This window comes from Streptomyces sp. NPDC059452 (genome assembly GCF_042750035.1).
In the GTDB taxonomy this organism is placed as follows: domain Bacteria; phylum Actinomycetota; class Actinomycetes; order Streptomycetales; family Streptomycetaceae; genus Streptomyces.
This window is the reverse complement of the sequence record NZ_JBHYVE010000008.1, coordinates 172,272-186,696: the sequence shown is the minus strand read 5'-3', so window position 1 is coordinate 186,696 and position 14,425 is coordinate 172,272. Positions and strand designations below refer to the sequence as shown.

12 protein-coding genes are annotated in these 14,425 nt (G+C 70.3%); 3 read left to right on the top strand and 9 right to left on the bottom strand.

The features are described 5' to 3' along the window. Positions 1-200 precede the first annotated feature (200 nt). Positions 201-1,541, top strand: coding sequence for a 4-aminobutyrate--2-oxoglutarate transaminase (gene gabT / locus ACFW9Z_RS14090; protein ID WP_384639266.1), 1,341 nt, complete (start codon positions 201-203; stop codon positions 1,539-1,541). A 148-nt stretch (positions 1,542-1,689) separates the two neighbouring features. Then, positions 1,690-2,517, top strand: coding sequence for a phosphatase PAP2 family protein (locus ACFW9Z_RS14085; protein WP_384639263.1), 828 nt, complete (start codon positions 1,690-1,692; stop codon positions 2,515-2,517). On the opposite strand, the gene ACFW9Z_RS14080 is transcribed toward ACFW9Z_RS14085, so the two are convergent. From ACFW9Z_RS14080 to ACFW9Z_RS14040, 9 genes are all read right to left on the bottom strand, one after another. After that, positions 2,465-3,718 carry an alpha/beta hydrolase family protein gene (locus ACFW9Z_RS14080; protein ID WP_384639261.1) on the bottom strand — a complete coding sequence of 418 codons (1,254 nt, stop codon included), beginning with the start codon at positions 3,716-3,718 and terminating at the stop codon, positions 2,465-2,467. The two genes, ACFW9Z_RS14085 and ACFW9Z_RS14080, sit on opposite strands and share 53 nt — an antisense overlap. A gap of 157 nt (positions 3,719-3,875) precedes the next feature. After that, entirely contained in the window at positions 3,876-5,699 is a 1,824-nt protein-coding gene (locus ACFW9Z_RS14075; protein WP_384639258.1) for a chitinase, read from the bottom strand. A gap of 87 nt (positions 5,700-5,786) precedes the next feature. Next, the gene (locus ACFW9Z_RS14070) at positions 5,787-6,251 is read right to left on the bottom strand and encodes a hypothetical protein (protein WP_384639255.1); all 465 of its coding nucleotides are present in this window, start codon (positions 6,249-6,251) and stop codon (positions 5,787-5,789) included. Between the two features lie 140 nt (positions 6,252-6,391). Continuing rightward, the gene (locus tag ACFW9Z_RS14065) at positions 6,392-7,807 is read right to left on the bottom strand and encodes an NAD(P)/FAD-dependent oxidoreductase (RefSeq protein ID WP_384639252.1); all 1,416 of its coding nucleotides are present in this window, start codon (positions 7,805-7,807) and stop codon (positions 6,392-6,394) included. A gap of 23 nt (positions 7,808-7,830) precedes the next feature. Then, a complete protein-coding gene (locus ACFW9Z_RS14060; RefSeq protein WP_384639249.1) occupies positions 7,831-8,634 on the bottom strand; it encodes an ABC transporter permease in 804 nt (267 codons plus the stop codon). Continuing rightward, positions 8,634-9,566, bottom strand: coding sequence for an ABC transporter permease (locus ACFW9Z_RS14055; RefSeq protein WP_384639246.1), 933 nt, complete (start codon positions 9,564-9,566; stop codon positions 8,634-8,636). Before ACFW9Z_RS14055 ends, ACFW9Z_RS14060 begins: the two co-directional genes overlap by 1 nt. Then, entirely contained in the window at positions 9,563-10,717 is a 1,155-nt protein-coding gene (locus ACFW9Z_RS14050; RefSeq protein WP_384639244.1) for an ABC transporter ATP-binding protein, read from the bottom strand. Before ACFW9Z_RS14050 ends, ACFW9Z_RS14055 begins: the two co-directional genes overlap by 4 nt. 86 nt (positions 10,718-10,803) lie before the next feature. Further along, positions 10,804-12,051: a spermidine/putrescine ABC transporter substrate-binding protein gene (locus ACFW9Z_RS14045; RefSeq protein WP_384639241.1), complete on the bottom strand. Its 1,248-nt coding sequence runs from the start codon at positions 12,049-12,051 to the stop codon at positions 10,804-10,806. Positions 12,052-12,124: 73 nt separating this feature from the next. After that, positions 12,125-13,639 (bottom strand): gamma-aminobutyraldehyde dehydrogenase, encoded by a 1,515-nt coding sequence (locus ACFW9Z_RS14040; RefSeq protein ID WP_384639238.1) that lies wholly within the window; start codon positions 13,637-13,639, stop codon positions 12,125-12,127. Between the two features lie 207 nt (positions 13,640-13,846). Here ACFW9Z_RS14040 and ACFW9Z_RS14035 point away from each other — a divergent pair, with 207 nt between their 5' ends. Then, complete coding sequence (locus ACFW9Z_RS14035; RefSeq protein ID WP_384639236.1) at positions 13,847-14,410, top strand: NADAR family protein; 564 nt, start codon at positions 13,847-13,849, stop codon at positions 14,408-14,410. Positions 14,411-14,425 lie beyond the last annotated feature (15 nt).

Genomic DNA, 14,425 nt, shown 5'->3' with positions numbered 1-14,425 from the left:
TTCAGCAACCCGCCCGAACAGTGACCGTCCCGGCCCGGACCGGACCCGCATCGCACCAGGTCGGCAGGGGGTCGGCCGTCATCTGTCCGCGACGGACAACGACACGCACCCATCACTCCCGATCGGAGCATGCCCGGGCACACCCCCCGCCCCTAGCCTGCGAGGAGAAGAGCGTCCGAAACACCCCCCAGGAGCCCCTCATGACCGCAATTCCGCAGGAGCGCCGCGTCGTCACTGCCATCCCCGGCCCCAAGTCGGCCGAGCTCCAGGCTCGCCGTCTCGCCGCCGTCGCCGCAGGTGTGGGCTCCACCCTGCCGGTCTTCACCGCCCGCGCGGGTGGCGGGATCATCGAGGACGTGGACGGCAACCGTCTGATCGACTTCGGCTCCGGCATCGCCGTGACCTCGGTCGGCGCCTCCGCCGAGGCCGTCGTACGCCGGGCCACCGCGCAGCTCGCGGACTTCACCCACACCTGTTTCATGGTCACGCCGTACGAGGGGTACGTCGAGGTCTGCGAGCAGCTCGCCGAGCTGACGCCGGGCGACCACGCGAAGAAGTCGGCGCTGTTCAACTCGGGCGCCGAGGCCGTCGAGAACGCGGTGAAGATCGCCCGCGCCTACACCAAGCGCACCGCCGTCGTCGTCTTCGACCACGGCTACCACGGCCGGACGAACCTCACGATGGCGCTGACGGCGAAGAACATGCCGTACAAGCAGGGCTTCGGCCCGTTCGCGCCCGAGGTCTACCGCGTCCCGGTCGCCTACGGCTACCGCTGGCCGACCGGCGCCGAGAACGCCGGTGCCGAGGCGTCCGCGCAGGCCATCGACGCGATCACCAAGCAGATCGGCGCGGAGAACGTCGCCGCGATCATCATCGAGCCGGTGCTCGGCGAGGGCGGCTTCATCGAGCCGGCCAAGGGCTTCCTCCCGGCGATCGCCCAGTTCGCCAAGGACAACGGCATCGTCTTCGTCGCCGACGAGATCCAGTCCGGCTTCTGCCGCACCGGCCAGTGGTTCGCCTGTGAGGACGAGGGCATCGTCCCCGACCTGATCACCACCGCCAAGGGCATCGCGGGCGGTCTGCCGCTCTCCGCCGTGACCGGCCGCGCCGAGATCATGGACGCCGCGCACGCGGGCGGTCTGGGCGGTACGTACGGGGGCAACCCGGTCGCCTGCGCGGGTGCGCTCGGCGCCATCGAGACCATGCGCGAGCTGGACCTGAACGGGAAGGCCAAGCGGATCGAGGAGGTCATGAAGGACCGCCTCGCCCAGATGCAGGCCAAGCTCCCCAACGGCGACATCATCGGCGACATCCGCGGCCGCGGCGCCATGATCGCGATCGAGCTGGTGAAGTCCGGCACGAAGGACCCGAACCCGGAGGCGGCCGGCGCGCTCGCCAAGGCCTGCCACGCCGAGGGCGTCATGGTCCTCACCTGCGGTACCTACGGCAACGTGCTGCGCTTCCTGCCGCCGCTGGTGATCGGTGAGGACCTGCTCAACGAGGGCCTGGACGTCATCGAGCAGGCGTTCGGCACCCTCTGATCCCTCGAACCCGGGAGCGGGCGGACGCGGCTTTTCGCCGCGGCCGTCCGGCATCCGGGTGAGGGCCTGTGAAGAAGGTGTGCGGGGCCGATGGCGGGTGGCGGTTGCGGCTGTCGGCCGCCCCGCCACTGCCGTACGGTTTCTGCAGATGAGAGAAACACATCGCCCGCAGGAAACCGCGGGCGGTTCCGGGCCGGGGCATCCCCTGCGCCGTCCCGGGCGTGCCTTCGCGCACGGCACCGGAGCCTCCGGCTCCGGGACTCCTCACCGATCGGACGGCCGCCCGCCCCACACCCCCCGGGGCGCGCGGCGACCCGGTCCCGCCAGCCATCCCGGAACAACCCCCCCTGTTCCCGGGTGGCCGGCCTCTCTCCTTCTCGCCCTCCTGGTGACGCTGTTCGCGCTGATCACCTGGCAGGTGGCGGCCGAGGGACCGCTGCTCCGGCTGGACGAACGCGTCGGCGGCAGCCTCTTCGAACGCGGCCCGGCGGCGCTGACCCAGCTCCTCTCCGACCTCGGCGGGGTGCCGGTGGCGCTCCCGGTGCTCGTCTGCTCGATCGCGTACGCACTGTGGCGCGGCGCCCGCAGGCTGCCCGTGTACGCGGCCCTCACCATGGCGGCCGTGCCCGCGCTGGTGATCCCGCTGAAGGTGGCCACCGCCCGGCAGGGCCCGCTGACCGAGGCGGTCAACTACTACCCGTCGGGTCATACGGCGACGGCCGCGGTGGCGTACGGGGCTTCCGCCCTGCTCCTCCTCGCCGTCCCCCGCCCGTCGTGGCTGCGCGCGTGGCTGCCGCCCGCCGCCGCCGTGCTGCTGACGGCGGCGACGGGCGTCGGTCTGGTGCTGCACGGCTACCACTGGCCGCTGGACGTGCTGGCGAGCTGGTGTCTGGGGCCGGTGCTGCTCGCGCCCCTGTGGTGGGTCAGCCGCCGTCGGCGGAGCCGCCCTCCAGGAGAGCCGCGAGCCACTCCGTGAGCTCCGGGGTGTCGTGGCCGATCGTCGCGAAGTGGATGCCGAGCGGCTCGTCGGCGGGGACGGCCCCGGGCTCGTACCGCCGGTAGAGGACGTTCGCGCGCGATCGGTTCGTCTCGGTCAGCTCCTCGACCAGGGCATCGGTGCCCAGCAGGGGTGCGGGGTCGGCGCTGACGCGTTCGTCGTCGGCGGCCTGGGTGATGCGGACCGGGACGGTGATGGGGAGGTCCGGGTTCATCGCCGCCACCTGGCGGTCGAACTTGGCCTGGTGGGTGTTGGGGGCGGCGGGATAACCGGCCCTGAACTGCTCGTTGCCCTGGATGCCGCCCCAGGAGTCGGGGCGGCTCAGACCCGCGCGGGAGCGGTCCCGTACATGGGGCCAGAGCTCCTGGAACGCCCGGGGCGCGAGGACCTGCTCCGGGTCGATCGTGGGGTCGCCGCCGATGGCTCCGGCCAGGAGGAGCGGGGTGAACGCGAAGCCGCTGTTCACCTGGTCGAAGAGGGCTCCGGCCCGGACCAGGCCCAGGAGGTGGTTGGCGGGGGCGATGGCGGCGACACCGGCCAGCCCTTCGACCCGGCCGGGGGCGTGGTGGGCGGCGAACAGGGCCGCCTGGCCGCCCTGGGAGTGTCCGACGATCGCGTACCGCTCCCCGATCTCCCCGGGAAACAGCCCGCGCGCGGCCGTCACGATGTCGAGGACGCCCATGGCCTCGGAGCGGCCGCACAGGTACGGGTGCAGATGCTCGGCGGTCCCGGTGCCGAGCGCCTCGTAGTCCGTCATCGCCACGGCCCACCCCTGGTCCAGGAAATGGCCGAGAAGGGTGAGCGGATAGGCGTTCATGGGGGAGGCCCCGGTGTCGCCCCGGTCCCGCGAGGGCGCGCACCGGTTGGCCGCGCCCACCGTGCCGTGGGCCCAGCTGATCAGCGGGTAGCCGCCCTCGGGGACGGGGTGGGCGGTGCGGTCCGGCAGGGCGACGATCCCCGAGGTGGCGACCGGGCCGCCGTCGACGCCCTCCGACCGGTGGAGGACCAGCCAGTTCTCCCCGCCGGGTACGGCGGCGGCGGGGTTGTCCAGGCGGCGCACGTGGATCGGGTCGCCGGGGGCGCCGTCGGGCAGCGGGATCGGCGGGGTGTAGAAGTCGTCCCCTGCGGGGGCGTCCGCCGCGAAGGCCTTGAGGGAGGGAAGGGAGGAACCGGTGCTCACACGCTGTCCTTTCTCGGACGCGGCGGGCGGGCGCGATGCGCTCTCCCGCCGCGTCGGGCGTCTTGGTCACCCTAGGACGGCATGGATGATGCCCGTCGCCGCGATCCTCTTCACCCCGGCGACGGGCATCGGTCTGGTGGGTTGCCTCAGAGGCGTCTCAGCGACCGAAGTAGGTGTTGAAGTTGCGGGAGAACTCCCAGTTGTTGAACCGGTCCCAGTTGATCGACCAGGTCATCAGTCCGCGCAGATCCGTCCAGGTCCCGTGCGTCTGGTAGGAGCCGCAGTCGGTCTTCTTGATCAGGCAGTTGAGCGCCTTGTTGACCTCGGCCGGTGAGGTGTGGCCGTTGCCCGCGTGGGTGGAGGCCGGGAGGCCGATGGCGACCTGGTCGGGGCGCAGGCCCGGGAAGACCCGGCTGGTGTTGCCCGCGACCGGGAAGCCGGCGAGCAGCATGTCCGTCATGGCGATGTGGAAGCCCGCGCCGCCCATCGAGTGGTACTGGTTGTCGAGCCCCATGATCGGGCCCGAGTTGTAGTCCTGGACGTGCAGCAGGGTCAGATCGTCGCGCAGGGCGTGGATGACCGGCAGGTAGGCGCCGGCGCGCGGGTCCTGGCCGCCCCAGGGGCCGGAGCCGTAGAACTGGTAGCCGAGCTGGACGAAGAAGGTCTCGGGCGCCATCGTCAGGATGAAGTCGGCGCCGTACTTCGCCTTGAGGGTCTTCACCGCGGAGATCAGGTTGACGATCACCGGCGAGGTCGGGGCGCGGAAGTCGGTGTCCCCGGTGTTCAGCGAGAGGGAGTTGCCCTCGAAGTCGATGTCCAGGCCGTCGAGTCCGTAGGTGTCGATGATCTGCGAGACCGAGGTGACGAAGGCGTCCCGGGCGGCGGTGGAGGCGAGCCGCACCTGGCCGTTCTGGCCGCCGATGGAGATCAGGACCTTCTTGCCCGCCGCCTGCTTGGCCTTGATGGCGGCCTTGAACTCCGCCTCGGACTCCACGTTCGGGCACTCGGTGACCGGGCAGAGCGAGAAGCGGATGTCGCCGGAGGTGACGGTGGTGGGCTCACCGAAGGCGAGGTTGATGACGTCCCAGGAGTCGGGCACGTCCGCCATGCGGGTGTAGCCGGAACCGTTGGCGAAGCTGGAGTGGAGGTAGCCGACGAGCGCGCGGGCCGGGAGCTTGTTGTCCCCGCCGTCGCCGCCCTCGGCGGTGGTCGCGGTGACGGCGGCCGACTTCGCGGACTCACCGGCCGCGTTGGTGGCGGTGACCTGGAAGCTGTACGGGGTCGAGGCGGCCAGCCCCGTCACGGTGGCGGCCGGACCGGTGACCGTGGCCACCTTCGTACCGCCTCGGTAGACGTTGTAGCCGGTCGCGCCCGAGACGGCGTTCCAGGCGAGGGCGACCGAAGAGGAGGTGAGCGCGGTGGTCCGCAGGCCGTTGGGAACAGCCGGGACGACCACGGGGTCGCCGCCGGGGCCGATGAGGGTGAGGTCGTCGACGTAGTGGGCGGGGGTGCCGTACCAGCCGTGGGTGTAGATGCTGACGGAGGTGGTGTTGGGGCCCGTGGTGAAGCTGGTGCTGAGCTGCTTCCAGGCGCCGGAGGACTGGGTCCAGGTGGAGACGTCGGTGGTGCCGGTGCCGGTGGCGCCGAGGTAGACGTAGCTGCCCTGCACCCAGGCGCTCAGCGTGTAGCGGGAGTTGGGCCTGACCGTGACGTCCTGGGAGCACCTTGCGTTGTCCTGGCCCGCCGGGGTCGCCTTCAGCGCCGCCGTACCGCCGTGTACGGGAGTGGAGACGACCGACCCGCTGGCCGCGCTGCAGCTCCAGCCGTCGAGGCCCGCCTCGAAGCCGCCGTTGCGCGCCACGTCCACGTCGGCCGCGCTGGCTGCCGGTGCCGTGGCGACCAGGGCACCGGCAGCGAGCACCGCGGCCGTACAGGTGGCCAGAAGTCCGGAAAATCTGACGGTTGGTCCGGTGCGTCCCACAACAGCCTCCGTGCAGGGGGGAATTGGGTGTGGCGTGCGCACAACATGGTCCAGACCAATGAGGTTGTCAAGACCTCTGGCAGTGGGTCACCCCTCTTCGCGGCCGTCCTGGGCGGCGGCTCCGGCCGCCTCGTGCATCGCCAGCTCCAGGAGCCCCGCGTCGGTGAGGGTCCCCGAGCCGTCGGGCGGGATCAGCCAGCGCACTCCCCCGGCCGCCCGGCCCGGATGCGGGACGACGATCCAGGTGCCGGGTCCCGCGCCCCGGATGCCGGTGCCGAGCCAGCGGGACGCGGTGCCGGGCGGGACGAAGAAGCCCATACGGGCTTCGCCGAAGTCGGCGAGGACCGGTCCCGGCCGGTCGATGAGACGGGTGAGCACGTCGAGCGTCGGATGGCCCAGCTCACCCGGGAGAATCAGCACGTCCCAGCGCTTGCCGGCGGGGAGGAGCGCGATTCCCTGCGGATTGCGCTCCCACTCCCACCGGCAGGCGCCGGGATCCGGTGCCACCGATGTGAGCCACTCGACCGCGGCCCTGGTCTCCGAGCCAGCCATGACCAGCCTCCCGTTGGTGTGGAGAACACCGGCAGGGTTCCGCCGGTGCGTACACGGACGAGAGAGCGTCGGGCCCGGACTATGACGCGGCTTGGGGCTACTTGTTGGTAGTGAGGTGGGTCACACAGTTGGGCGGGGTGTCAGCTGTCGAAGCCCAGCCCCAGCTTGTCCATGGCCTTCAGCCAGAGATTGCGGTGTCCCCCGTTGGCGTCGGCGCGGGCGAGGGACCGCTTGGTGATCTCGATCCCGGCCCAGGCGAACGGCTCCGGCGGGAACGGCATCGGCTTGGAGCGGACCATCTCCAGCCGGGTCCGCTCGGTCTCCTCACCGGCAAGGAGATCGAGCATCACATCGGCCCCGAAACGCGTCGAGCCGACACCGAGACCCGTATATCCGGCGGCGTACGCGACCCGCCCCTGATGGGCGGTTCCGAAGAAAGCCGTGAAGCGGGAACACGTATCGATCGCACCGCCCCAGGCGTGCGAGAAATTCAGCCCGGAAAGCTGCGGAAAACAGTCGAAGAACTGCTCCGCGAGCTTGATGAACGTCTCCGGCCGCTGGTCCAGATCGGCGCTGAGCTTTCCGCCGTACGGATAGATCGCGTCGTATCCGCCCCACAGGATCCGGTTGTCCGCGGAGAGCCGGAAGTAATGGAACTGATTGGCGCTGTCGCCCAGTCCCTGGCGCCCCTTCCAGCCGATGGATTCGAGCTGCCCGGGGGTGAGCGGCTCGGTCATCAGCGCGTAGTCGTAGACCGGCACGGTGTACGGGCGGACCCGCTTGACGAGCGAGGGGAAGATGTTGGTGCCGAGCGCGACCCGGCGGGCGAAGACCCGCCCGTACGGCGTACGCACCGCCATCCCCGGGCCGGAGCGCACCAGGTCGAGGCCGCGGGTGTTCTCGTAGATCCGAACGCCCAGCTCCCGACAGGCCCGCTTCAGGCCCCAGGCGAGCTTGGCCGGGTGCAGCATCGCGACACCGCGCCGGTCCCAGAGGCCGCCGAGGAAGGTGGGCGAGTCGACCTCGGCGCGCAGGGCCTCGCGGTCCAGGAAGTCCACGCCGGTGATGCCGAGCGCGACGAGCTCCTGGTGCCATTCCCGCAGCTCTTCGAGCTGGTGGGGCTCGGTGGCGACATCGATCTCACCGGTCCGCTCGAACTCGCAGTCGATGCCGTAGCGGGCGACGGCGGCCTCGATGGCGTCGAGGTTCCGCGCCCCCAGCTCCTCCAGCTTCGCGATCTCGTCCGGCCACCGCTCGACGCCGTTGGCGAGGCCATGGGTGAGGGAGGCGGCGCAGAAGCCGCCGTTGCGGCCCGAGGCGGCCCAGCCCACCTCGTGCCCCTCGATGAGGACGACATCCCGCCCGGGGTCGCGCTCCTTGGCGATGAGCGCGGTCCACAGTCCGCTGTAGCCGCCGCCGATGACCAGGAGGTCGGCGTGCTCGTCGCCGGTAAGGGCGGGCAGCGCGTCGGGTTTGGCCGGGTCGTCCAGCCAGTAGGAGACCGGCTTGGCACCGGCGATCGATTGTGCGGCAGTACGCATGGCAGCTGGGGCCATGGTTTCCAACTCCTTCAGGACTTTCAGGATCGAGCGTTGCTCTTCCGTCGGCTCGCGATGAGCTGACCGACGAGAACCATCAGTACCGCAATGATGAACATGGCGGTGCCGATGACGTTGATCTGCACGGGCGTGCCGCGCTGTGCCGAACCCCAGACGAACATGGGGAAGGTGACGGTGGAGCCCGCGTTGAAATTCGTGATGATGAAATCGTCGAAGGAGAGCGCGAAGGCGAGCAGCGCGCCCGCCGCGATTCCGGGTGCGGCGATGGGAAGGGTCACGCGGAGGAATGTCTGTACGGGTCCCGCGTAAAGATCGCGGGCGGCTTCCTCAAGCCGTGGGTCCATCGACATCACGCGCGCCTTGACGGCCGTCACCACGAAGCTGAGGCAGAACATGATGTGCGCGATGAGCACGGTCCAGAAGCCGAGCTGGGCGCCCATGTTCAGGAAGAGCGTGAGCAGGGATGCGGCCATGACGACCTCGGGCATCGCCATCGGCAGGAAGATCAGCGAGCTGATCGCGCCGCGCGCCCGGAAGCGGTAGCGGACCAGCGCGAAGGCGACCGCCGTGCCGAGCGCGGTGGCGCCCAGGGTCGCCCAGAAGGCGATCTGGAGCGAGAGGGAGAGCGAACCGCAGAGGTCGGCGACCCCGCAGGGGTCCTTCCAGGCGTCCAGCGAGAACCGCTGCCACTCGTAGTTGAAGCGGCCGTTGGGCTTGTTGAACGAGAACACCATCACGACGATGTTCGGCAGGATCATGTACGCGAGGGTCAGCAGACCCGCGATGACGACCAGGTTCCGGCGTATCCAGCGCAGTACGGGCATCAGACCAGGTCCTCCGTCCCGGAGCGGCGGATGTAGAAGGTGACCATCAGCAGGACGATCGCCATGAGGATGAAGGAGAGCGCGGCGGCCGTCGGATAGTCCAGGACCCGCAGGAACTGGCTCTGGATGACGCTGCCGACCATCTTGGTGTCGGTGGAGCCGAGAAGCTCGGCGTTGACGTAGTCGCCGCTGGCCGGGATGAAGGTCAGCAGGGTGCCGGCGACGACACCGGGCAGGGAGAGCGGGAACGTCACCTTGCGGAAGGTGGTGGCCGGGGTGGCGTAGAGGTCACCCGCCGCCTCGTGCAGCCGGCCGTCGATCCGCTCCAGCGAGGTGTAGAGCGGCAGGATCATGAACGGCAGGAAGTTGTACGTCAGACCGCAGACGACGGCCATCGGGGTGGCCAGGACCCGGTTGGACTCGGTCCAGCCGAGCCAGCTGGTGACGTCCAGGACGTGCAGGGTGTTGAGCACGTCCACGACCGCGCCGCCGTCGGCGAGGATCGTCTTCCACGCCAGCGTACGGATGAGGAAGCTGGTGAAGAACGGGGCGATGACCAGCACCAGCACCAGGTTCCGCCAGCGGCCCGCCTTGAAGGCGATGAGGTAGGCGAGCGGGTAGCCCAGCAGCAGGCAGAGGATCGTGGCGGTGCCCGCGTACAGCAGGGACCGGATGAACTGCGGGTAGTAGTCGCGCAGCGCGTCCACGTACGTCTGGAAGTGCCAGGTGACCTCGAAGCCCTGCTCCAGGGAGCCGGTCTGTACGGAGGTGGAGGCCTGGTAGACCAGCGGCAGGGCGAAGAAGACGAGCAGCCAGAGGATGCCGGGGAGCAGCAGCCAGTACGGGATGAGCCGTTTGCGGGTGGAGGGCTTGCGGAGCACCGGTTCCTGGGGCTCGGCGGACGGCGCGGGCGGCGCCTGGGTGACGCTCACTCCGCGTCCTCCACGCTGGTGGCGCCCGCGTCGATGTCCTGGGCGGCGTCGAGGCCGAAGGTGTGGGCCGGGTTCCAGTGCAGGACGACCTCGGCACCGGGGGTGAGCCGCGTGTCCCTCTCGATGTTCTGCTCGTAGACCTGGAGCGCCGTCCCCGCCGGGCTCTCGACCACGTACTGGGTGGAGACGCCGATGAAGCTGGAGTCGGTGATGCGGCCGGTGACGCGGTTACGGCCTGCGGCGATGTCATCCGCGTCGTCCGCGTGGGCCAGGGATATCTTCTCGGGCCGGATGCCGAGGAGGAGCCGGCCGCCGCTGGTGGCGGGGGCCGAACATCGCTCGCGGGGCAGGGTGAGCTTCCCGCCGCCCGCGGCCACCACCAGGTCGCCGCCCGTGGAGACGATCTCGCCCTCGATGAGGTTGGAGGTGCCGAGGAAGTTGGCGACGAAGGTGGTGCGCGGGTTCTCGTAGAGGTCGGCGGGGGCACCGAGCTGTTCGACGCGGCCCCCGTTCATCACCGCGACGGTGTCGGCCATGGTCATGGCCTCCTCCTGGTCGTGGGTGACGTGCACGAAGGTGATGCCGACCTCGGTCTGGATGCGCTTGAGCTCCAACTGCATCTGACGGCGGAGCTTGAGGTCGAGGGCGCCGAGCGGTTCGTCGAGCAGCAGGACCTGCGGGTGGTTGATGAGCGCGCGGGCGACGGCGACGCGCTGCTGCTGGCCGCCGGAGAGCTGGTGCGGTTTGCGGCGGGCGAAGTCGCCGAGCTGGACCAGCTCCAGCATGTCGTCCACCTGCTTCTTCACCGACTTGATGCCGCGCCTGCGGAGCCCGAAGGCGATGTTCTCGGTGATGTCCAGGTGCGGGAAGAGCGCATAGCTCTGGAAGACGGTGTTGACCGGCCGCTTGTACGGGGGCAGGTCGGTGATGTCCTTCTCCCCGAGGTAGACCGTGCCGGTGGTGGCCTCCTCCAGCCCCGCGATCATCCGCAGGGTGGTGGTCTTGCCGCAGCCGGAGGCACCGAGCAGGGCGAAGAAGGAGCCCTCGGGGACGGTCAGGTCGAGCGGCTGTACGGCGGTGAAGGAGCCGTAGGTCTTGCTGATCCCGACGAGGCGGACATCGCCGCCCGCGGTCTGCTGCTGCTGTGTCATGGGTCGCGGTCCCAGTGTGTTCGGGGGGAGTTCGGGGAAGGGGCGGCCCCGGCGGAGGGGCGCGCCGGGCCGGTGGCCGGGCCGGGTCAGGCGCCGATGAGCTTGGCGAACTTCTCCTCGTACGCCGTCTCTTCCTCGGTGGTCAGGGAGCGGAAGGAGCGGGACTTCGCCGCCATCTCCCGGTCGGGGAGGATCAGGGTGTTGGAGGCCATCGACTCGTCGATCTTGGCCAGTTCACCGCGTACGCCGTCGACCGGGCAGACGTAGTTGATGTACGCGGCGAGCTGGGCGGCGACCGGCGGCTCGTAGTAGTAGTCGATGAGCTTCTCGGCGTTGGTCTTGTGCCGGGCCTGGGCGGGGACCAGGAGGTTGTCGCTGGAGGTGATGTAACCGGCGGCCGGGATGGCGAACTTGATGTCCGGGTTGTCGGCCTGGAGCTGGATGATGTCCCCGGCCCAGCCGACACAGGCGGCGATGTCGCCCTTGCTGAGGTCGGCGGTGTAGTCGTTGCCGGTGAAGCGGCGGATCTGCTTCTTGTCGACGGCCTTCTGGAGCCGACCGATCGCCCCGTCGAAGTCGGCGTCGGTGAACTTCCCCGGGTCCTTGCCCTGGTCGAGCAGGGTCATGCCGACGGTGTCGCGCATCTCGGAGAGGAAGGAGACACGTCCCTTGAGCTTCGGGTCGTCGAGGAGCTGGGTGACGGAGTCGACCTTCCGGCCGCCGGTCGCCTTCGCGTTGTACGCGATGACCGTGGGGATGCCGGTCCAGGGGTAGGAGTAGGCGCGGCCGGGGTCCCAGTCGGGGGTGCGGAACTGGGCGGAGACGTTGGCGAAGGCGTGCGGGAGGTTCGCGGGGTCGAGCTTCTGGGCCCAGCCGAGCCGGATGATGCGGGCGGCCAGCCAGTCGGTCACGCAGATGAGGTCGCGGCCGGTGTTCTGGCCGGCGGCGAGCTGCGGCTTGATCTTCCCGAAGAACTCGACGTTGTCGTTGATGTCCTCGGTGTACTTGACCCTGATCCCGGTGCGCTTGGTGAACGCCGCGAGGGTGGGGCGGCTCTTCTCGTCGTCGCCGACGTCCATGTACTCGGTCCAGTTGGAGAAGTGGACTTCCTTCTCCCGCTCCGAGTGGTCGTCGGCGGCGGCAGTGCCCTCGGCGCGTCCGGCGGGCGGGATGCCGCAGGCGCCGAGGGTGGCTATCCCGCCCAGTGCGAGGGCGCCCATGCCGGAGGCGCGCAGCAGGGAGCGGCGGGTGAGGGCGCCCCTGCCGTTGGTCAGGGATCGCCTCATGGCCGCCAGCTGGGCGGACGAGAGGCGCTCGGGCTCGTAACTCTCCATACGCGTTTGCCCTTTCGGGTGGGAGGCCGCCGGGGCCCGCCGTCGTGGACGGGCCCCGATCGTGCGGCAGCTGCTATCGGTCCCCGAAGATCGTGCGGTGCCAGTCCTTGCGGGCGACCGCGGTGTTGTCGTACATGACGTGCTTGACCTGCGTGTACTCCTCGAAGGAGTACGCCGACATGTCCTTGCCGAAGCCGCTGGCCTTGTATCCGCCGTGCGGCATCTCGGAGAGGATCGGGATGTGGTCGTTCACCCACACACAGCCCGCCTGGATCTCGCGGGTGGCGCGGTTCGCGCGGTACAGGTCGCGGGTCCAGGCGGAGGCGGCCAGTCCGTACGGGGTGTCGTTGGCCAGCGCGATGCCCTCGTCGTCGCTGTCGAAGGGCAGCACCACGAGGACGGGGCCGAAGATCTCCGACTGGACGATCTCGCTGTCCTGGGCGGCGCCCGCGACGAGGGTGGGCCGGTAGTACGCGCCTTCGGCGAGGTCGCCGCCGGGGGCCTCGCCGCCGGTGACGACCTGGGCGTAGCCGCGGGCCCGCTCGACGAAGGCGGCGACGCGGTCGCGCTGGGCGTGGCTGATGAGGGGGCCGAGGTCGGTGGACCGGTCGAAGGGGTCGCCGAGGCGGACGGTCTCCATGAGGGCGGCGACGTCCCGGACGAAGGCGTCGTAGAGGGGGCGCTGGACGTAGGCGCGGGTGGCGGCGGTGCAGTCCTGGCCGGTGTTGATGAGGGATCCGGCGACCGCGCCGTGGACGGCGGCCTCCAGGTCGGCGTCGTCGAAGACCACGAAGGGGGCCTTGCCGCCCAGCTCCAGGTGGAGGCGCTTGACGGTGGCGGTGGCGATCTCCGCGACCCGCTTGCCGACGGCGGTGGAGCCGGTGAAGGAGGTCATCACGACGTCCGGGTGTCCGACGAGGTGTTCGCCCGCGTCCTTGCCGGCGCCGGTGACGATGTTGATGACCCCGTCGGGAATACCGGCCTCGGTGGCGGCCTGGGCGAACATCAGCGAGGTCAGCGGGGTGAGCTCGGCGGGCTTGAGGACGATGGTGTTGCCCGCGGCGACGGCCGGGAGGACCTTCCAGGCGGCCATCTGGAGGGGGTAGTTCCAGGGGGCGATGGAGCCGACGACACCGATCGCCTCGCGGCGTACGTAGGAGGTGTGGTCGCCGTCGTACTCGGCGGCGGCCTTGCCCTCCAGGTGGCGGGCGGCGCCCGCGAAGAAGGCCGCGTTGTCGACGGTGCCGGGGACGTCGAACTCGGTGGAGAGCTTGATCGGCTTCCCGCACTGGAGGGACTCGGCGTACGCGAAGTCGTCGGCCTGCTCGGCGAGGACGGCGGCGAACCGGTGCAGGGCCTCGGAGCGCTCGCCGGGAGTGGCGGCCGACCAGCCGGGGAAGGCCGCGCGGGCGGCGGCGACGGCCGCGTCGACGTCCTCGGTGCCCGCAAGCTCGTACCGCAGGACGGTCTCACCGGTCGCGGGGTTCACGATGTCGTGGTGGCGGCCGGACGTGCCGGGGAGCAGCTTGCCGCCGATGTACTGCGCACCTTCCGCGAAGCGGTCCTGAACCTGGAAGCCGTTGCTCATGACGCTCTCCTCCGCCGCTGTACCCGCTGGGCGGGGTCGGCGTAGCCTCTTCGTGAATTGAGTGCCGATCCTGACAGAGGGGTCCAGGCCCAACAAGTGATTCCGTTGTTGCCTTTTGGTTACGCGACGGAATCTGTCGACCATGTGTCGTGTCGGTGCGGAAATCCCCGTACGGAGTGTCAGTGGCGGATGCCACACTCACATGTCATGGGACCGATCGATGAGCTTCTGGCGGACGTGGCGCGGGGCAAGCGGGTGAAGTATCTGCCGTTCTGGGGCCACCGCCCGCGCCCGGACGGCCGGCTGGGACCGAGCTGCCTGAGCCAGTGGTGGCCGTCGCCGTTCACGGTGGAGGGCGTGACGTACGCGAGCGCCGAGCACTGGATGATGGCCGCGAAGGCGCGCCTCTTCAGTGATACGGAGGCGGAGGAGGCGGCTGTTACGGCGTCGAGCCCGGCGGCGGCGAAGAAGGCGGGGCGGCTGGTGCGCGGCTTCGACGAGGACGTGTGGATACGGGAGCGGTTCGGCCTGGTGGTGGCGGGCTCCACGCACAAGTTCGGGCAGGACCCGGAGCTGGCCGGGTATCTGCTGGGGACCGGCGACCGGGTGCTGGTGGAGGCGTCCCCGGTGGACCGGATCTGGGGCATCGGCCTCGCTCCGGACGACGAGCGGGTGGAGCGGCCGCAGGAGTGGCGGGGGCTGAATCTGCTGGGCTTCGCGCTGATGGAGGCGCGGGAGCGGCTGCGGGCGGGGGCGGTCCAGGCCCTCTAGGGCGCGCCGGGTGCG